General features: G+C 62.3%; 19 protein-coding genes. All 19 read left to right on the forward strand.

The annotated features are described in order from the left end of the window. Nucleotides 1–316: 316 nt before the first annotated feature. Complete coding sequence (gene rpoB / locus HG421_RS03275) at nucleotides 317–4,468, forward strand: DNA-directed RNA polymerase subunit beta (protein ID WP_169705198.1); 4,152 nt, start codon at nucleotides 317–319, stop codon at nucleotides 4,466–4,468. Between the two features lie 154 nt (nucleotides 4,469–4,622). Then, nucleotides 4,623–8,837: a DNA-directed RNA polymerase subunit beta' gene (gene rpoC, locus HG421_RS03280; RefSeq protein ID WP_169705200.1), complete on the forward strand. Its 4,215-nt coding sequence runs from the start codon at nucleotides 4,623–4,625 to the stop codon at nucleotides 8,835–8,837. A gap of 220 nt (nucleotides 8,838–9,057) precedes the next feature. After that, nucleotides 9,058–9,432 carry a 30S ribosomal protein S12 gene (gene rpsL, locus HG421_RS03285; protein WP_003469157.1) on the forward strand — a complete coding sequence of 125 codons (375 nt, stop codon included), beginning with the start codon at nucleotides 9,058–9,060 and terminating at the stop codon, nucleotides 9,430–9,432. 12 nt (nucleotides 9,433–9,444) lie between these two features. Further along, complete coding sequence (gene rpsG, locus HG421_RS03290) at nucleotides 9,445–9,912, forward strand: 30S ribosomal protein S7 (RefSeq protein WP_005993356.1); 468 nt, start codon at nucleotides 9,445–9,447, stop codon at nucleotides 9,910–9,912. Between the two features lie 137 nt (nucleotides 9,913–10,049). Further along, nucleotides 10,050–12,167 carry an elongation factor G gene (gene fusA, locus HG421_RS03295; protein ID WP_169705202.1) on the forward strand — a complete coding sequence of 706 codons (2,118 nt, stop codon included), beginning with the start codon at nucleotides 10,050–10,052 and terminating at the stop codon, nucleotides 12,165–12,167. A gap of 46 nt (nucleotides 12,168–12,213) precedes the next feature. Then, on the forward strand, nucleotides 12,214–13,404 hold the full coding sequence (gene tuf, locus HG421_RS03300) for an elongation factor Tu (protein ID WP_169705190.1): 1,191 nt from the start codon (nucleotides 12,214–12,216) through the stop codon (nucleotides 13,402–13,404). A gap of 462 nt (nucleotides 13,405–13,866) precedes the next feature. Next, the gene (rpsJ, locus tag HG421_RS03305) at nucleotides 13,867–14,178 is read left to right on the forward strand and encodes a 30S ribosomal protein S10 (RefSeq protein ID WP_003486723.1); all 312 of its coding nucleotides are present in this window, start codon (nucleotides 13,867–13,869) and stop codon (nucleotides 14,176–14,178) included. Between the two features lie 11 nt (nucleotides 14,179–14,189). Continuing rightward, entirely contained in the window at nucleotides 14,190–14,840 is a 651-nt protein-coding gene (gene rplC, locus HG421_RS03310; RefSeq protein ID WP_005993363.1) for a 50S ribosomal protein L3, read from the forward strand. Nucleotides 14,841–14,852: 12 nt separating this feature from the next. Next, entirely contained in the window at nucleotides 14,853–15,458 is a 606-nt protein-coding gene (gene rplD / locus HG421_RS03315) for a 50S ribosomal protein L4 (RefSeq protein WP_010371054.1), read from the forward strand. Further along, a complete protein-coding gene (gene rplW / locus HG421_RS03320; RefSeq protein ID WP_002811694.1) occupies nucleotides 15,455–15,754 on the forward strand; it encodes a 50S ribosomal protein L23 in 300 nt (99 codons plus the stop codon). Before rplD ends, rplW begins: the two co-directional genes overlap by 4 nt. 10 nt (nucleotides 15,755–15,764) lie before the next feature. Then, nucleotides 15,765–16,592, forward strand: a complete 828-nt coding sequence (rplB, locus tag HG421_RS03325; protein ID WP_003486715.1) for a 50S ribosomal protein L2 — start codon at nucleotides 15,765–15,767, stop codon at nucleotides 16,590–16,592. 6 nt (nucleotides 16,593–16,598) lie between these two features. Continuing rightward, entirely contained in the window at nucleotides 16,599–16,868 is a 270-nt protein-coding gene (gene rpsS / locus HG421_RS03330) for a 30S ribosomal protein S19 (protein WP_005917128.1), read from the forward strand. A 12-nt stretch (nucleotides 16,869–16,880) separates the two neighbouring features. Further along, nucleotides 16,881–17,216: a 50S ribosomal protein L22 gene (gene rplV, locus HG421_RS03335; RefSeq protein WP_003486710.1), complete on the forward strand. Its 336-nt coding sequence runs from the start codon at nucleotides 16,881–16,883 to the stop codon at nucleotides 17,214–17,216. A gap of 17 nt (nucleotides 17,217–17,233) precedes the next feature. Next, a complete protein-coding gene (gene rpsC / locus HG421_RS03340; RefSeq protein ID WP_033898118.1) occupies nucleotides 17,234–17,968 on the forward strand; it encodes a 30S ribosomal protein S3 in 735 nt (244 codons plus the stop codon). Nucleotides 17,969–17,973: 5 nt separating this feature from the next. Then, the gene (gene rplP, locus HG421_RS03345) at nucleotides 17,974–18,387 is read left to right on the forward strand and encodes a 50S ribosomal protein L16 (protein WP_003486706.1); all 414 of its coding nucleotides are present in this window, start codon (nucleotides 17,974–17,976) and stop codon (nucleotides 18,385–18,387) included. Continuing rightward, entirely contained in the window at nucleotides 18,387–18,572 is a 186-nt protein-coding gene (rpmC, locus tag HG421_RS03350) for a 50S ribosomal protein L29 (RefSeq protein ID WP_003486703.1), read from the forward strand. The genes rplP and rpmC overlap by 1 nt, the downstream gene beginning before the upstream one ends. Before the next feature lie 11 nt (nucleotides 18,573–18,583). After that, complete coding sequence (gene rpsQ, locus HG421_RS03355; protein WP_003486701.1) at nucleotides 18,584–18,853, forward strand: 30S ribosomal protein S17; 270 nt, start codon at nucleotides 18,584–18,586, stop codon at nucleotides 18,851–18,853. A 14-nt stretch (nucleotides 18,854–18,867) separates the two neighbouring features. Further along, nucleotides 18,868–19,236, forward strand: coding sequence for a 50S ribosomal protein L14 (rplN, locus tag HG421_RS03360; protein WP_003486699.1), 369 nt, complete (start codon nucleotides 18,868–18,870; stop codon nucleotides 19,234–19,236). A 15-nt stretch (nucleotides 19,237–19,251) separates the two neighbouring features. Then, nucleotides 19,252–19,569: a 50S ribosomal protein L24 gene (rplX, locus tag HG421_RS03365; protein WP_003486696.1), complete on the forward strand. Its 318-nt coding sequence runs from the start codon at nucleotides 19,252–19,254 to the stop codon at nucleotides 19,567–19,569. The last annotated feature ends 2 nt before the right edge of the window (nucleotides 19,570–19,571 follow it).

Genomic DNA, 19,571 nt, shown 5'->3' on the forward strand with positions numbered 1-19,571 from the left:
ATGCACTGAAGGCTGGGGGCGTAGAGCCCCCGGCCTTTGGCCGTTGATGGAAAGCCGGGATTTGAGAGTCGGGATTCGGGATTGGAAGGTCGCCTTCGCTAATCCCCAATCCGGTCATCCCCAATCCTCGCCTCACCGAGTTGGTAGTTGGAAGTAGCGGGAGAAGGCGTGCTGGTGCCGGCAATACCAGCGACTTCCAACTGACAACTTGAATGTGAGTCCCTCGCAAGAGCAGCGCACATCCATGTGCGCGGGTTCAGTCTTGTTATTTCAGGGCCGCCGCGACGCGGCCCCCGCAGCCTAGGGTGAAGACCTCATGACGTCTTATTCGTTCACCGAAAAAAAGCGTATCCGCAAGGACTTCGGCAAGCAGCGCTCGATCCTCGAAGTGCCGTTCCTGCTTGCCATCCAGGTGGATTCCTACCGCGAATTCCTGCAGGAAGACGTGGAGCCGACCAAGCGCAAGGACCTCGGTCTGCATGCGGCTCTGAAGTCGGTGTTCCCGATCTCCAGCTACAGCGGCAACGCTGCGCTCGAGTACGTGGGCTACAAGTTGGGTCAGCCGGTGTTTGACGAGCGTGAATGCCGTCAGCGTGGCATGAGCTATGGCGCGCCGCTGCGCGTGACCGTGCGCCTGGTGATCTACGACCGCGAGTCGTCGACCAAGGCCATCAAGTACGTGAAGGAGCAGGAGGTCTACCTCGGCGAGATTCCGCTGATGACCGGCAACGGCACCTTCATCGTCAACGGCACCGAGCGCGTGATCGTCTCGCAGCTGCACCGCTCGCCGGGCGTGTTCTTCGACCACGACCGTGGCAAGACCCACAGCTCGGGCAAGCTGCTGTACAGCGCCCGCATCATTCCCTACCGCGGTTCCTGGCTGGATTTCGAGTTCGACCCGAAGGACGCGCTGTTCACCCGTATCGACCGCCGCCGCAAGCTGCCGGTGTCGATCCTGCTGCGTGCGCTTGGCTACAGCAACGAAGAGATGCTGGCCGAGTTCTTCGAGATCAACACGTTCCACATCAACCCCGACGAAGGCGTGCAGCTGGAGCTGGTGCCGGAGCGTCTGCGTGGTGAGACGCTGAATTTCGACCTGGCCGATGGCGACAAGGTCATCGTGGAAGCGGGCAAGCGCATCACCGCCCGTCACGTCAAGCAGCTGGAAGCCGCCGGCGTTGCCGCGCTGGCCGTGCCGGACGACTACCTGGTCGGCCGCATCCTGTCGCATGACGTGGTCGATGGTTCGACCGGCGAACTGCTGGCCAACGCCAACGACGAGATCAGCGAAGACCAGCTGGCTGCCTTCCGCAAGGCTGGCGTCGACGCGGTCGGCACCCTGTGGGTGAACGACCTGGATCGTGGCCCGTACCTGTCCAACACCTTGCGCATCGATCCGACCAAGACGCAGCTGGAAGCGCTGGTCGAAATCTACCGCATGATGCGTCCGGGCGAGCCGCCGACCAAGGAAGCGGCGCAGAACCTGTTCCACAACCTGTTCTTCACCTTCGAGCGTTACGACCTGTCCACGGTCGGTCGCATGAAGTTCAACCGGCGCGTCGGCCGCAAGGACGTGCTGGGCGAGTCGGTGCTGTACGACAAGAAGTATTTCGCCGAGCGTAACGACGAAGAATCCAAGCGCCTGGTCGCCGAGCACGCCGACACCTCCGACATCCTCGAAGTGATCAAGGTGCTGACCGAGATCCGCAATGGTCGCGGCGTGGTCGATGACATCGATCACCTGGGCAACCGTCGCGTGCGTTCGGTCGGCGAAATGGCCGAGAACGTGTTCCGCGTGGGCCTGGTCCGCGTCGAGCGCGCGGTCAAGGAGCGTCTGTCGATGGCCGAGTCCGAAGGCCTGACCCCGCAGGAGCTGATCAACGCCAAGCCGGTGGCCGCGGCGATCAAGGAGTTCTTCGGCTCCTCGCAGCTGTCGCAGTTCATGGACCAGAACAACCCGCTGTCGGAAGTGACGCACAAGCGTCGCGTCTCCGCGCTGGGTCCGGGCGGTCTGACCCGCGAACGCGCAGGCTTCGAAGTGCGCGACGTGCACCCGACCCATTACGGCCGCGTCTGCACCATCGAAACGCCGGAAGGTCCGAACATCGGCCTGATCAACTCGCTGGCCGTGTTCGCCCGCACCAACCAGTACGGCTTCCTCGAGACGCCGTACCGTAAGGTGCTGGACGGCAAGGTGTCCGACGACGTCGAGTACCTGTCGGCGATCGAAGAAAACGAGTACGTGATCGCCCAGGCGAACGCGCTGACCGACGCCAAGAACATGCTCACCGAGCAGTTCGTGCCGTGCCGGTTCCAGGGCGAATCGCTGTTGAAGCCGCCGGCAGAAGTCCACTTTATGGACGTCTCGCCGATGCAGACCGTGTCGGTCGCCGCGGCGCTGGTGCCGTTCCTGGAGCACGACGACGCCAACCGCGCACTGATGGGCGCCAACATGCAGCGCCAGGCCGTGCCGACGCTGCGTTCGCAGAAGCCGTTGGTCGGTACCGGTATCGAGCGTGCGGTGGCGCGCGACTCGGGCGTGACCGTGAATGCGTTGCGTGGTGGCGTGATCGAGCAGATCGACGCGGCGCGTATCGTGGTCAAGGTCAACGAAGCAGAAATCGGCGGCGGCACCGATGCCGGCGTGGATATCTACAACCTGATCAAGTACACCCGCTCCAACCAGAACACCTGCATCAACCAGCGTCCGCTGGTGAATGTGGGCGATGTGATCGCGCGCGGCGATGTGCTGGCCGACGGCCCATCCACCGACATCGGTGAGCTGGCGTTGGGTCAGAACATGCTGATCGCCTTCATGCCGTGGAACGGCTACAACTTCGAAGACTCCATCCTGCTCTCCGAGCGCGTGGTGGAAGAGGATCGTTACACCACGATCCACATCGAAGAGCTGACCTGCGTGGCACGCGACACCAAGCTGGGGCCGGAGGAAATTTCCGCCGACATCCCGAACGTGTCCGAGCAGGCCTTGAACCGTCTGGACGAGAGCGGCGTGGTGTACATCGGTGCGGAAGTGCGCGCCGGCGACATCATGGTCGGCAAGGTCACGCCGAAGGGCGAAAGCCAGCTGACCCCGGAAGAAAAGCTGCTGCGTGCGATCTTCGGCGAGAAGGCGTCCGACGTGAAGGACAGCTCGCTGCGCGTGCCCCCGGGCATGGACGGCACCGTCATCGACGTGCAGGTCTTCACCCGCGACGGCATCGAGAAGGACAAGCGTGCGCGTCAGATCGAAGAGTCTGAAATCAAGCGCGTCAAGAAGGACTTCGACGACCAGTTCCGCATCCTGGAAGCGGCCATCTACGCACGCCTGCGCTCGCAGATCGTGGGCAAGGTCGCCAATGGCGGCGCCAACCTGAAGAAGGGCGACACCGTCACCGACGCGTACCTGGACGGGCTGAAGAAGTCCGATTGGTTCCAGCTGCGCATGAAGGACGAAGACGCCGCGGACGCGATCGAACGCGCACAGAAGCAGATCCAGGCGCACGAAAAGGAATTCGAAGCGCGCTTCGCCGACAAGCGCGGCAAGATCACCCAGGGCGATGACCTCGCACCGGGCGTGCTGAAGATGGTCAAGGTGTTCCTGGCCGTGAAGCGCCGCATCCAGCCGGGCGACAAGATGGCAGGCCGCCACGGCAACAAGGGTGTGGTCTCCAATGTGGTGCCCGTGGAAGACATGCCGTACATGGCGACCGGCGAGCCGGTGGACATCGTGCTGAACCCGCTCGGCGTGCCGTCGCGTATGAACATCGGCCAGATTCTGGAAGTGCATCTGGGCTGGGCCGCCAAGGGCCTGGGTCGCAAGATCCAGCGCATGCTGGAAGCCCAGGCGGCGGTCAGCGAGCTGCGCAAGTTCCTCAACGACATCTACAACCACGATGGCGCGATCAATGCCGAGCGCGTGGACCTGTCGCAGTTCAGCGATGAGGAACTGCTCAACCTGGGCAAGAACCTGGTCGACGGCGTGCCGATGGCGACCCCGGTGTTCGACGGTGCCAGCGAGGCGGAAATCAAGCGCATGCTGGAACTGGCCGATCTGCCGCAGAGCGGCCAGACCCAGCTGTTCGACGGTCGTACCGGCGAGGCGTTCGATCGCAAGACCACGGTCGGCTACATGCACTACCTGAAGTTGAACCACCTGGTCGACGACAAGATGCATGCACGCTCGACTGGCCCGTACTCGCTCGTGACCCAGCAGCCGCTGGGCGGCAAGGCGCAGTTCGGTGGTCAGCGCTTCGGTGAGATGGAAGTCTGGGCGCTGGAAGCCTATGGCGCGGCCTACACCCTGCAGGAAATGCTGACGGTGAAGTCCGACGACGTGCAGGGCCGCAACCAGATGTACAAGAACATCGTCGATGGCGAGCACGAGATGGTCGCGGGCATGCCGGAATCCTTCAACGTGTTGGTGAAGGAAATCCGCTCGCTGGCGATCAACATGGAACTGGAAGAGTAAGAGCCGGGACTCGGGACTCCGGACCGGGGACCCGGAAGAGCAAGGGCTTTGTGCTCCTCGCTTTTCCGGGTCCCGGGTCCCCGGGACCCGGCCCCGAACAGATCTCTGCGCGTTCCATCTCAGATACGAAATTCCTCCGACCCGGAGATATCAAATGAAAGACCTGCTCAACCTCTTCAATCAGCAGCGCCAGACGCTGGATTTCGACGCGATCAAGATCGCGCTCGCGTCGCCGGACCTGATTCGTTCGTGGTCCTACGGCGAAGTGAAGAAGCCCGAAACCATCAACTACCGGACCTTCAAGCCCGAGCGTGACGGCCTGTTCTGCGCCGCCATCTTCGGACCGATCAAGGATTACGAGTGCCTGTGCGGCAAGTACAAGCGCATGAAGCACCGGGGCGTGGTCTGCGAAAAGTGCGGCACCGAAGTCACCCTGGCCAAGGTGCGCCGCGAGCGCATGGGTCACATCGACCTGGCCTCGCCGGTCGCGCACATCTGGTTCCTCAAGTCGCTGCCCTCGCGCATCGGCCTGATGCTGGACATGACCCTGCGTGATATCGAGCGCGTGCTGTACTTCGAAGCCTATGTCGTCACCGAGCCGGGCCTGACCCCGCTCGAGCGCCGCCAGCTGCTGACCGAAGAGCAGTACCTGACCGCGCGCCAGGAGTACAACGACGACTTCGACGCCGCCATGGGCGCCGAGGCGGTGTACGAACTGCTGCGCACGATCGACCTGCAATCGGAAATGACCCGCCTGCGCGAAGAAATCGCCAGCACCGGTTCTGAAACCAAGCTCAAGCGCCTCACCAAGCGCATCAAGCTGATCGAAGCCTTCCTGGAATCGGGCAACCGTCCGGAATGGATGGTCATGACCGTGCTTCCCGTGCTGCCGCCGGACCTGCGTCCGCTGGTGCCGCTGGATGGTGGCCGCTTCGCGACCTCGGATCTGAACGACCTGTACCGCCGCGTGATCAACCGCAACAACCGCCTGCGTCGCCTGCTCGAGCTCAATGCGCCGGACATCATCGTGCGCAACGAAAAGCGCATGCTGCAGGAATCGGTCGATGCGCTGCTGGACAACGGCCGTCGCGGCCGTGCCATCACCGGCACCAACAAGCGTCCGCTGAAGTCGCTGGCCGACATGATCAAGGGCAAGCAGGGCCGGTTCCGTCAGAACCTGCTCGGCAAGCGCGTGGACTACTCCGGCCGTTCGGTCATCACCGTCGGTCCGTACCTGAAGCTGCACCAGTGCGGTCTGCCGAAGAAGATGGCGCTGGAGCTGTTCAAGCCGTTCGTGTTCGCCAAGCTGCAGCGTCGTGGCCTGGCCACCACCATCAAGGCCGCCAAGAAGCTGGTCGAGCGCGAAGAGGCCGAGGTGTGGGACATCCTCGAAGAAGTCATCCGCGAGCATCCGGTGCTGCTGAACCGTGCGCCGACCCTGCACCGTCTGGGCATCCAGGCGTTCGAGCCGGTGTTGATCGAAGGCAAGGCCATCCAGCTGCATCCGTTGGTGTGTACCGCCTTCAACGCCGACTTCGACGGTGACCAGATGGCCGTCCACGTGCCGCTCTCGCTGGAAGCCCAGCTGGAAGCGCGTGCGCTGATGATGTCCACCAACAACATCCTGTCGCCGGCCAACGGCGAGCCGATCATCGTGCCGTCGCAGGACGTGGTGTTGGGCCTGTACTACATGAGCCGCGCCCTGGAGAACAAGAAGGGCGAGGGCATGGTGTTCGCCAACACCAGCGAAGTGAAGCGCGCCTACGACAACCGCGTGGTCGAACTGCACGCCAAGGTCAAGGTGCGCATCACCCAGGTGGACGTGGAAGCCGGCGGCAAGCGCAGCAGCGGCACCTCGATCGTGGACACCACGGTCGGTCGTGCGCTGCTGAGCGAAATCCTGCCCGAAGGCCTGCCGTTCCAGCTGGCCAACACCGAAATGACCAAGAAGAACATCTCGCGTCTGATCAACTCCAGCTACCGTTTGCTGGGCTTGAAGGACACGGTCGTGTTCGCCGACAAGCTGATGTACACCGGCTATGCCTACGCGACCCGCGCCGGCGTGTCGATCGGCATCGACGACATGCTGATCCCTGACGAGAAGAAGGGCATCCTCACCGAGGCCGAAGCCGAAGTGCTGGAAATCCAGGAGCAGTACCAGTCCGGTCTGGTCACCGCCGGCGAGCGCTACAACAAGGTCGTGGACATCTGGTCGCGTACCAACGAGCGCATCGCCAAGGCGATGATGGACACCATCGGTACCGAAAAGGTCGAGAACGCCAAGGGCGAAACCATCGATCAGAAGTCGATGAACTCGCTGTACATCATGGCCGACTCCGGTGCCCGTGGTAGCCAGGCGCAGATCCGTCAGCTGGCCGGTATGCGTGGCCTGATGGCGCGTCCGGACGGCTCGATCATCGAGACGCCCATCAAGGCGAACTTCCGCGAAGGCCTGAACGTGCAGGAGTACTTCAACTCCACCCACGGCGCGCGTAAGGGTCTGGCCGATACCGCGTTGAAGACCGCGAACTCGGGTTACCTGACCCGTCGTCTGGTCGACGTGGCACAGGACGTGGTGATCACCGAAGTCGATTGCGGCACCACCGAAGGGTTGATCATGACCCCGATCGTGGAAGGCGGCGACGTGGTGGAGCCGTTGCGCGAGCGCGTGCTGGGCCGTGTCGTGGCCGAGGACGTCTACCTGCCGGGCAACGACGAAGAGCCGATCGTGACCCGCAACACGCTGCTCGACGAAGCCTGGGTCGCCAAGCTCGAAGACGCCAGCGTGCAGTCGGTGAAGGTGCGTTCGACCATCAGTTGCGAATCCTCGTTCGGCGTGTGCGCACGTTGCTACGGTCGCGATCTGGCGCGCGGTCATCTGGTCAACATCGGCGAGGCGGTCGGCGTTATCGCTGCCCAGTCCATCGGTGAGCCGGGTACCCAGCTGACCATGCGTACGTTCCACATCGGTGGTGCGGCGTCGCGTGCGGCGGCAGTGGACAACATCACGGTCAAGACCACCGGTTCGATCAAGTTCAATAACCTGAAGTCGGTCGAGCATGCCAACGGTTCGCTGGTCGCGGTGTCGCGTTCGGGTGAGCTGTCGGTGCTCGACGGCCATGGTCGCGAGCGCGAGCGTTACAAGCTGCCGTACGGCGCCACCATCACCGCCAAGGACGGTGATGCGGTCAAGGCTGGGCAGGGTGTGGCCAACTGGGATCCGCATAACCACCCGATCGTGTCGGAAGTGGCCGGTTTCATCCGCTTCATCGACTTCGTCGACGGCGTCACCGTCATCGAGAAGACCGACGAACTGACCGGTCTGGCGTCGCGTGAAATCACCGACCCGAAGCGTCGCGGTGCGCAGGCCAAGGAACTGCGGCCGATCGTGCGCATCGTCGATGGCAAGGGCAACGACCTGACCATCCCGGGCACCGATCTGCCGGCGCAGTACCTGCTGCCGCCGCGCTCGATCGTCAACCTGCAGGACGGCGCAGCCGTCGGCGTGGGCGACGTGGTGGCGAAGATTCCGCAGGAAGCGTCCAAGACCCGCGACATCACCGGTGGTCTGCCGCGCGTTGCCGACTTGTTCGAAGCGCGCAAGCCGAAGGATCCGGCGATCCTGGCCGAGCGTTCGGGCATCATCAGCTTCGGTAAGGACACCAAGGGCAAGCAGCGCCTGATCATCAAGGACACCGATGGTTCCGAACACGAAGAGTTGATCCCCAAGTACCGCCAGATCATCGTGTTCGAAGGCGAGCACGTGACCAAGGGCGAGACCGTGGTGGATGGCGAGCCGAGCCCGCAGGACATCCTGCGCCTGCTGGGTGTCGAGCCGCTGGCAGCGTATCTGGTCAAGGAAATCCAGGACGTGTATCGCCTGCAGGGCGTGAAGATCAACGACAAGCACATCGAAGTGATCACGCGTCAGATGTTGCGCAAGGTCGAGATCGTCGACCAGGGCAACAGCAAGTTCCTCAACGGCGAGCAGGTCGAGCGCCAGCGCGTCATCGAGGAAAATGCACGTCTGACCACCCGCAACGAACTGCCGGCCAAGTACGACCCGGTGTTGCTGGGCATCACCAAGGCCTCGCTGGCCACCGAGTCGTTCATCTCGGCGGCGTCGTTCCAGGAGACCACCCGCGTGTTGACCGAGGCTGCCGTGCGCGGCACCCGCGACAACCTGCGCGGTCTGAAGGAAAACGTGATCGTGGGCCGTCTGATCCCGGCCGGTACCGGTCTGGCGTATCACGCCGGCCGCCGCAAGTCCGCGGGTCTGACCGACTCGGAGATGGAAACGCTGTCGGGCAAGTCCGCAGTGGCCGAACCGGTCGCTACCGTGGCCGACGCTGGCGCGGACGAGGAGTAAGCGCTCCGACGGCAGTCGCAAGGCTGCCGTAAGCCAGGCGAAAAGGAGGGCAGGAGGCCCTCCGTTTTCCGGTCCCGGACGGACCAGCAGGGTTAGGTTTCCGTGAAGTTGACGGAGTTTCGCCCTGCCAGCTATACTTCTCTGTCTCGGTGGGCCGTTTCGCGGCCTGCCTTCGTTTTCATGCAAGGCCGTTTCGGCCTCCAATCAGAAGAATCGACTGATGGCAACGATCAATCAGCTGGTCCGCAAGCCCCGGCAAGCGACCACCTACAAGAGTGCCTCTCCGGCACTGGACAAGTGTCCGCAGCGCCGTGGCGTCTGCACACGCGTCTATACCACTACCCCGAAGAAGCCGAACTCGGCCCTGCGTAAGGTTGCCAAAGTGCGCCTGACCAACCAGGAAGAGGTCATCAGCTACATCGGCGGTGAAGGCCACAACCTGCAGGAGCACTCCGTGGTCCTGATTCGTGGTGGTCGCGTCAAGGATCTTCCCGGTGTGCGTTATCACACCGTCCGTGGTTCGCTGGACGCCGCCGGCGTCGCAAAGCGCCGTCAAGGTCGTTCCAAGTACGGCGCCAAGCGCCCGAAGAGCTAAGGAAATACTCCAATGTCCCGTAAAGGTTCTACTCCGCAGCGCACCGTCCTGCCTGATCCCAAGCATGGCAGCGAAACCATTGCCCGCTTCATCAATATGGTGATGCAAAGTGGCAAGAAGTCGGTTGCTGAGAAAATTGTCTATGGCGCGATGGACGTCATTGGCGAAAAGAATCCGAATGCCGTCGAGCTGGTGCAGAAAGCACTGGACAACGTGGCCCCGGCTGTCGAAGTCAAATCGCGTCGCGTCGGTGGTGCTACCTATCAGGTGCCCGTCGAAGTGCGTTCCTCCCGTCGCATGGCGCTGGCAATGCGCTGGTTGATCGATTCCGCGCGCAAGCGTGGCGAGAACACCATGCCGCGCAAGCTGGCTGCAGAACTGCTGGACGCCTCGGAAAGCCGTGGCGGCGCGATCAAGAAGCGCGAAGAGACTCACCGTATGGCGGAAGCGAACAAGGCGTTCGCACACTACCGCTGGTGACCTCGGGGGCCTTGGTAACGGGGCCCTTCAGCACCATATGAGTGCTGTTTGCGACGCCTTTGGCGTCGCATCCAATCCGAAGGCCGCCGAAAGGCGGCGTTCGGCCATCCGAAATCCAAGAAATTGAGAGGCTCCCCGTGGCCCGCACCACCCCTATCGAGCGTTACCGCAACTTCGGCATCATGGCTCACATCGATGCCGGCAAGACCACCACTTCCGAGCGCATCCTGTTCTACACCGGTGTGAGTCACAAGATCGGCGAAGTCCATGACGGCGCGGCAGTGATGGACTGGATGGAGCAGGAGCAGGAGCGTGGTATCACCATCACCTCCGCGGCGACCACTGCGTTCTGGTCGGGCATGGACAAGTCCATGCAGCAGCACCGCTTCAACATCATCGATACCCCCGGGCACGTCGACTTCACCATCGAAGTGGAGCGCTCCTTGCGCGTGCTCGACGGTGCGGTGTTCGTGCTGTGCGCCGTCGGTGGCGTGCAGCCGCAGTCCGAGACCGTGTGGCGCCAGGCCAACAAGTATTCCGTGCCGCGCATGGCCTTCGTCAACAAGATGGACCGTACCGGTGCCAACTTCGACAAGGTCGTTGAGCAGCTGAAGGCCCGTCTGGGTGCCTACGCCGTGCCGATGCAGGTGCCGATCGGCGCAGAAGACGGTTTCGAGGGCGTGGTCGACCTGCTGAAGATGAAGGCGATCCATTGGGATACCGCCTCGCAGGGCACCACCTTCGAATACCGCGACATTCCGGCCGATCTGGTCGACGTTGCGACCGAGGCGCGCTCGTTCATGGTGGAAGCGGCTGCAGAAGCCAGCGAAGACCTGATGGACAAGTACCTCAACGAAGGCGACCTGACCGAAGAAGAGATCCTGCAGGGTCTGCGCGAGCGCACCCTGAAGGTCGAGATCGTGCCGGTGTTCTGCGGTTCGGCATTCAAGAACAAGGGCGTGCAGGCGATGCTCGACGGCGTCGTGCACCTGCTGCCGTCGCCGGCCGACCGTCCGCCGGTCCAGGGTATCGATGAGGACGAGAAGGAAGATACGCGCGCTGCGAGCGATACCGCGCCGTTCTCGGCGTTGGCGTTCAAGATCATGACCGACCCGTTCGTGGGCTCGCTGACGTTCTTCCGTGTCTACTCGGGCACGCTGAACTCCGGCGACCAGGTCTATAACCCGGTCAAGTCGAAGAAAGAGCGCGTGGGCCGCATCCTGCAGATGCACTCCAACAATCGCGAAGAGATCAAGGAAGTGCGCGCTGGCGACATCGCCGCTGCCGTGGGCCTGAAGGACGTCACTACCGGCGACACGCTGTGTGCGCAGGACAAGATCATCACCCTGGAGCGCATGGTGTTCCCGGAGCCGGTGATCTCGATGGCGGTGGAGCCGAAGACCAAGTCGGACCAGGAAAAGATGGGTATGGCCCTGGGTCGCCTGGCGCAGGAAGATCCCTCGTTCCGCGTCAAGACCGACGAAGAATCCGGCCAGACCATCATCTCGGGCATGGGCGAGTTGCACCTGGACATCATCGTCGACCGCATGCGTCGTGAGTTCAATGTCGAGGCCAACGTCGGCAAGCCGCAGGTGGCCTACCGCGAGACGATCCGCAAGTCCGACGTCAAGTCCGACTACAAGCACGCCAAGCAGTCCGGTGGTAAGGGTCAGTACGGTCACGTGGTGATCGAGCTGTCGCCGATGACCGAAGAAGATCGCAAGAGCGACAACGTCAAGGACGATTTCCTCTTCATCAACGACATCACCGGCGGCATCATCCCGAAGGAATTCATTCCCTCGGTCGAAAAGGGTCTGCGCGAAACGATCATCAGTGGTCCGATCGCCGGCTTCCCGGTGGTGGGCGTGAAGGTCAAGCTGGTATTCGGCTCGTACCACGACGTCGACTCCTCGGAAATGGCGTTCAAGCTGGCCGCGTCGATGGCGTTCAAGCAGGGCTTTGCGAAAGCCAGCCCGGTGTTGCTGGAGCCGATCATGAAGGTCGAAATCGTCAGTCCGGAGGATTACCTGGGCGACGTGATGGGCGATGTGAGCCGTCGTCGCGGCGTGTTGCAGGGTCAGGACGACAGCCCGTCGGGCAAGATCATCAACGCGATGATTCCGCTGGGCGAGATGTTCGGCTATGCGACCTCGCTGCGCTCGATGAGCCAGGGTCGCGCCACGTTCTCGATGGAATTCGACCATTACGAAGAGGCACCGGCCAACATCGCCGACGCCGTCACCAAGAAGGGCTGAGTTCGCTCAGCCGCTTCAAAAATTTTTCAATTAGAGGTAGCAAGTCATGGCAAAAGCTAAATTCGAGCGCACCAAGCCGCACGTGAACGTCGGCACCATCGGTCACGTCGACCATGGCAAGACCACGTTGACCGCCGCGCTGACCAAGATCGGTGCAGAGCGTTTCGGTGGCGAGTTCAAGGCGTACGACGCGATCGATGCAGCGCCGGAAGAGAAGGCGCGCGGCATCACGATTTCGACCGCGCACGTCGAATACGAATCCCCGACCCGTCACTACGCCCACGTCGACTGCCCCGGCCACGCCGACTACGTCAAGAACATGATCACCGGCGCAGCGCAGATGGACGGCGCGATCCTGGTGTGTTCGGCGGCTGACGGCCCGATGCCGCAGACCCGCGAGCACATCCTGCTCTCGCGTCAGGTCGGCGTGCCGCACATCGTGGTGTTCCTGAACAAGGCCGACATGGTCGACGACGCCGAGCTGCTCGAGCTGGTCGAAATGGAAGTGCGCGAGTTGCTGAGCAAGTACGACTTCCCGGGCGACGACACCCCGATCATCCATGGTTCGGCCCGCCTGGCGCTGGACGGTGATCAGAGCGAGATCGGCGTGCCGGCGATCCTGAAGCTGGTCGATGCCCTGGACAGCTTCATTCCGGAGCCGACCCGCGATGTGGACCGTCCGTTCCTGATGCCGGTCGAAGACGTGTTCTCGATCTCCGGCCGCGGCACCGTGGTGACCGGTCGTATCGAGCGCGGCATCATCAAGGTGGGCGACGAAATCGAAATCGTCGGCATCCGCGACACCCAGAAGACCACCGTCACCGGCGTGGAAATGTTCCGCAAGCTGCTGGACCAGGGCCAGGCAGGCGACAACGCCGGTCTGCTGCTGCGCGGCACCAAGCGTGACGACGTCGAGCGTGGCCAGGTGCTGTGCAAGCCGGGTTCGATCAAGCCGCACACCGAGTTCGAAGCCGAAGTCTACGTGCTGTCCAAGGATGAGGGTGGCCGTCATACCCCGTTCTTCAAGGGCTACCGCCCGCAGTTCTACTTCCGTACCACCGACATCACTGGCGCCTGCCAGCTGCCGGAAGGCGTGGAAATGGTGATGCCGGGCGACAACGTGAAGATGGGCGTGACCCTGATCAACCCGGTCGCGATGGACGAAGGTCTGCGTTTCGCCATCCGCGAAGGTGGCCGTACCGTCGGCGCCGGTGTGGTTGCCAAGATCGTCAAGTAAGACACCTGCGTTTCGGCTGCTTCGGCAGTCGGCGTAGCGAAAGGGGCCGGCGCAAGCCGGCCTTTTTTGTTGCCCGGGAGAAAGTTGGCGGGGTGGCCGTTGGCAAGTTTCTGAAAGCGGATGCTTGCACGTCGTAATCACGCCAGCTACAATGCGCGGCTCGGTGTCCCTGGGTAGGGCGCTGAGTTACAGCGAAAAGAACGGCAGGATGCCGCTCGTGTTCGCCAGACCGGGAAGGTCGCGTTGCATGGAGCACTCAACAACTCACGCGTTGTTGACCGTGCTCTTGTTGCGCATTATACTTTTCCGTCTGGGCAGGCCGGTTTACCGGGCTGCCTCAGTTTTTGGGCGGAGGAATGCCCTCGCCGGCAGGATGCGCGGCGATTTTATCTACGCAGGAATATGGGGGCAGGTATCCCAGAGGCCTTGCCCGTCGCTCTTTTAACGAAGGAAGCTTCCGTCATGTCGGAACAAAAGATCCGGATTCGGTTGAAGGCGTTCGATCATCGTTTGATCGACCGTTCGGCCAGCGAGATCGTCGAAACGGCCAAGCGGACCGGCGCGCAAGTGCGTGGCCCGATCCCGCTGCCGACCAAGATCGAACGTTACACCATCCTCGTATCCCCGCATGCCGACAAGGATGCGCGTGACCAGTACGAAACCCGCACGCACAAGCGCGTGCTTGATATCGTCGACCCGAACGACAAGACCGTGGACGCGCTGATGAAGCTCGAACTCGCGGCTGGCGTCGACGTACAGATCAAGTTGACCTGAGGACTACGACCATGACGAAGAAATATTCGTTGGGCTTCGTGGGCCGCAAGGCTGGCATGAGCCGCGTCTTCACCGAAGACGGCCGCTCGGTGCCGGTTACGCTGATCGAAGCAACTCCGAACCGCATCGCGCAGATCAAGACCGTCGAAACCGACGGCTACAGCGCTGTGCAGATTACCGTTGGCGCCCGTCGTGCCGCGCTGGTCAACAAGCCGGCTGCAGGCCACTTCGCCAAGGCGAAGGTGGAAGCCGGTCGCGGCCTGTGGGAATTCCGCGTTGAAGACGCACAGCTCGGCGATTTCGCCGTCGGTGGCGAAATCAAGGCGGACATCTTCGAGGTCGGCCAGAAGGTCGACGTCCAGGGCGTCACCAAGGGTAAGGGTTTCCAGGGCACCATCAAGCGCTACAACTTCCGTATGGGCGATGCAACCCACGGTAACTCGCTGTCGCATCGCGCGCCGGGTTCGCTGGGTCAGCGCCAGACGCCGGGTCGCGTTTTCCCGGGCAAGAAGATGTCGGGCCACATGGGCGCCGTGCAGCAAAGCACGCAGAACCTGGAAGTGGTCAAGGTCGACGTCGAGCGTGGTCTGATTGCTATCCGCGGCGCCGTGCCTGGCGCAGCTGGTGGCGACGTGATCGTCCGTCCGGCGAGCAAGGCATAAGGAGAGATGACGATGGAACTCGTTATCACGGGTAGCAACAACAAGGTCTCGGTCTCCGATGCCGTGTTCGGTCGCGAATTCAGCGAAGATCTGGTTCACCAGGTCGTCGTCGCTTATCGCAATGCCGGCCGCGCCGGTACCAAGGCTCAGAAGACGCGTTCGGAAGTTGCGGGCACGACCAAGAAGTCGAAGAAGCAGAAGGGCGGCGGTGCGCGTCATGGCGCGCTGACGGCTCCGATCTTCGTCGGCGGCGGCGTGACCTTCGCGGCCAAGCCGCGCAGCTTCGAGCAGAAGGTTAACCGCAAGATGTACCGCGCGGCCATCTGCGCGATCTTCTCCGAGTTGAACCGTCAGGGCCGTCTGATGATCGTCGACGCGTTCGACCTCGAAGCGACCAAGACCAAGGGTCTGATCGAGAAGCTGAAGGGACTGGATGTGGGCAAGCGCCCGCTGATCGTCACCGAAGAAGCCTCCGAGCACCTGTATCTGTCCGCCCGCAATCTGCCGTATGTGCAGGTGCGTGATGTGCAGGGTCTGGATCCGGTCGCGCTGGTCGGGGCCGACACGGTCGTGATCACCGCCGATGCGGTCAAGAAGGTCGAGGAGTGGCTGGCATGAGCAGCAACGAAAAAATCTTCAGCGTGCTGCGTGCTCCGCGAGTCTCCGAAAAGACCGCGCGCCTGCAGGAAATCTCCAACCAGTATGTCTTCGAAGTTTCGAACGAAGCCACCAAGGCCGATGTAAAGGCCGCGGTCGAGCAGCTGTTCGACGTCAAGGTCAAGGCAGTCAACGTGGTCAACGTCAAGGGCAAGAGCAAGTCCTTCCGTAACCGTGCTGGCAGCCGTGGCAATTGGCGCAAGGCGTACGTCCGCCTGGTCGATGGTCAGTCCATCGACGTAACGGCCAAGGCCTGAGGTCCATCCCATGCCATTGATGAAGTTCAAACCCACCTCTCCCGGCCGTCGTTCCGCCGTGCGCGTGGTTACTCCCGATCTGCACAAGGGCGCACCGCACGCGGCGCTGCTCGACTCGCAGAGCAAGTCCGGTGGTCGTAACCACCATGGCCGCATCACCGTGCGTCACGTCGGTGGTGGCCACAAGCAGCACTACCGCATCATCGACTTCAAGCGCAACAAGGAAGGCATTCCGGCGCGTGTGGAGCGGATCGAATACGATCCGAACCGTACCGCTCATATCGCCCTGCTGTGCTATGTCGACGGCGAGCGCCGCTACATCATCGCCCCCAAGGGCCTGAAGGCTGGCGACCAGGTCATTGCCGGTGCCAACGCACCGATCAAGACCGGCAACACGCTGCCGCTGCGCAACATCCCGGTCGGTACGACGGTTCACGGTATCGAGCTGAAGCCGGGTAAGGGCGCTCAGATCGCGCGTGCTGCCGGTGCAGCCGTCCAGCTGGTCGCTCGCGAAGGCATCTATGCCACGCTGCGTCTGCGCTCGGGCGAAATGCGCAAGGTGCCGGTTGAGTGCCGCGCCACCATCGGCGAAGTCGGCAACGACGAGCACAACCTCGAGAAGTTGGGCAAGGCCGGCGCCAAGCGTTGGCGCGGTGTTCGCCCGACCGTTCGCGGTGCGGCCATGAACCCGGTCGATCACCCGCACGGTGGTGGTGAAGCGAAGGCTGGCCAGGGTAATCCGCATCCGGTCACCCCGTGGGGTGTTCCGACCAAGGGTTACAAGACGCGCAAGAACAAGCGCACCCAGCAGTTCATCGTCCGCGATCGTAGGGGCTAATCGACCATGGCACGTTCACTCAAGAAGGGCCCGTTCGTCGATCACCACCTTGCAAAGAAGGTGGAGTCCGCTGCGGGTAGCAAGAAGCCGATCAAGACCTGGTCGCGCCGTTCGATGATCCTGCCCGAAATGGTAGGCATCACCATCGCCGTGCATAACGGCAAGAACCACATTCCGGTGCTCGTCAACGAGAATATGGTCGGCCACAAGCTCGGCGAATTTGCCGTCACCCGGACCTTCAAGGGTCACGGTGGCGACAAGAAGTCGGGCAGGTAAGGAGAGATGACGATGGAAGCGAAAGCAATCCTGCGCACCGCGCGCATCTCCCCGCAGAAGGCCCGCCTGGTCGCTGACCAGGTGCGTGGTTTGTCCGCCGAGCGTGCGGTCAATCTGCTGAAGTTCTCGGACAAGAAGGCTGCGCACCTGATCAAAAAGGTGGTGGAGTCGGCGATCGCCAATGCCGAGAACAATCAGGGCGCGGATGTCGACGAGCTGAAGGTCAAGACCATCATGGTTGATGAAGGTCCCTCCCTGAAGCGTTTCATGGCGCGGGCGAAAGGCCGCGGTACCCGCATCCTCAAGCGCACCAGCCACATCACTGTGGTTGTGGGCGCCGCCAAGTAAGCGGAAAGGAAAAGACCATGGGTCATAAAGTTCATCCGACTGGAATCCGCCTGGGCATCGCCAAGGACTGGAATTCCAAGTGGTACGCAAACAAGGCCGAGTTCGCCGGTTATCTGGCTGCCGACCTGAAAGTGCGTGAAATGCTGCGCAAGAAGCTCGCGCAGGCAGGTATCAGCAAGATCTTGATCGAGCGCCCTGCCAAAACCGCCCGCGTGACCATTCACACCGCCCGTCCGGGCGTGGTGATCGGCAAGCGTGGCGAGGACATCGAAAAGCTGCGTAAGGAAGTGAGCGAGCTGATGGGCGTTCCGGCGCACATCAACGTCACCGAAGTGCGCAAGCCGGAGCTGGACGCGCAGCTGGTCGCCGAGTCGATCGCGCAGCAGCTGGAGCGTCGCATCATGTTCCGCCGCGCAATGAAGCGCTCGGTCGGTAACGCGATGCGCCTGGGTGCCCTGGGCATCAAGGTCAACGTCGCTGGCCGCCTCAACGGTGCAGAAATCGCCCGTTCGGAGTGGTACCGCGAAGGCCGCGTGCCGCTGCACACGCTACGTGCCGACATCGATTACGGTTTTGCCGAGGCGTCCACGACGTACGGCATCATCGGCATCAAGGTCTGGATCTATAAGGGCGAAGTCTTCGACTTCTCTCAGGTTGGCCAGGAAAAGCAGGACGACAGCCCGCGCAACGATCGTAACGATCGCGGCGACCGTGGTGACCGCCCGTCGCGCCCGGCTCGTGAAGCGAGGTAACGGCAATGTTGCAACCCAAGCGAACCAAATATCGCAAGATGCACAAGGGCCGTAACGACGGCCTGGCATGGAGCGGAAACGCCGTCAGCTTCGGCGAATACGGCCTCAAGGCCACCGCGCACGGTCAGCTGACTGCGCGTCAGATTGAAGCAGCGCGCCGCACGATCAGCCGCCACGTCAAGAAGGGTGGCAAGATGTGGATCCGTGTGTTCCCCGACAAGCCGATCACCAAGAAGCCGATCGAAGTCCGCATGGGCTCCGGTAAGGGCAACGTGGAGTACTGGGTCGCGCAGATTCAGCCGGGTCGCATGATCTATGAAATCGAGGGGATCCCCGAAGAGACCGCACGTGAGGCGTTCCGCCTCGCCGCCGCCAAGCTCTCGGTGACCACCACTTTCGTGACCCGGACGGTGCGCTGATGGATATCAAACAACTCCGCGAAAAGTCGGCTGACGAACTGAAGGCCCACCTGACCGATCTGCGTAAGGAGCAGTTCTCGCTCCGCATGCAGCAGGTCACCGGCCAGCTGCCGAAGACCCACGAAACCCGCCGGGTGCGCCGCGAGATTGCTCGCGTCAAGCACCTGCTCGGCAGCACCAAGTAAGGACGGCCGCGATGAGCGACAATAACGAAAAGCAAACGCTGCGCACGGTCGAAGGCCGTGTCGTCAGCAACAAGATGGACAAGACGGTCACCGTGTTGGTGGAGCGCCAGGTCAAGCATGCGCTGTACGGCAAGTACATCAAGCGCTCGACCAAGCTGCACGCACACGATGCCGACAACGCCTGCAACGAAGGCGATGTCGTGCGCGTGACCGAGATTGCTCCGATGTCCAAGACCAAGAACTGGCGGGTGGTCGAAATCGTCACCCGTTCGGCCGAATAAGGGAGATCTGAATCATGATCCAGATGCAGAGCTACCTCGATGTCGCCGACAATTCGGGTGCCAAGGAAGTGATGTGCATCAAGGTGCTGGGCGGCTCCAAGCGCCGTTACGCACACATTGGCGATATCATCAAGGTGACCGTCAAGGACGCCATTCCGCGTGGCAAGGTCAAGAAGGGCGAAGTCTACGACGCCGTCGTGGTGCGTACCCGCAAGGGTGTGCGCCGTCCCGACGGTTCGCTGATCCGCTTCGACGGCAATGCCGCTGTGCTGTTGAACAACAAGCAGGAGCCGATCGGTACCCGCATCTTCGGGCCTGTGACGCGCGAGCTGCGTTCCGAGAAGTTCATGAAGATCGTCTCGCTCGCTCCCGAAGTGCTGTGAGCGGAGGACATACACATGGCTAACCGTATCAAGAAGGGCGACCAGGTCGTCATCAACACCGGCAAGGACAAGGGTAAGCAGGGTGAGGTGGTGCGTGTGGACGGCGATCGCGTGATCGTCTCCAACGCCAACGTCATCAAGCGCCACACCAAGCCGAACCCGCAGGCGGGTGTCGCCGGCGGCGTGGTCGAGCGTGAAGCGTCGATCCATATCTCCAACGTCAATATCGTCAACCCGGCAACGGGCAAGGGCGAGCGCGTTGGCTTCAAGGTGCTGGAGGATGGACGCAAATTGCGTGTGTTCCGCTCCAGCGGTGAGGCGCTCGACGCCTGAGG

The sequence above is a fragment of the Xanthomonas campestris pv. badrii genome, from assembly GCF_012848175.1.
In the GTDB taxonomy this organism is placed as follows: domain Bacteria; phylum Pseudomonadota; class Gammaproteobacteria; order Xanthomonadales; family Xanthomonadaceae; genus Xanthomonas; species Xanthomonas campestris_C.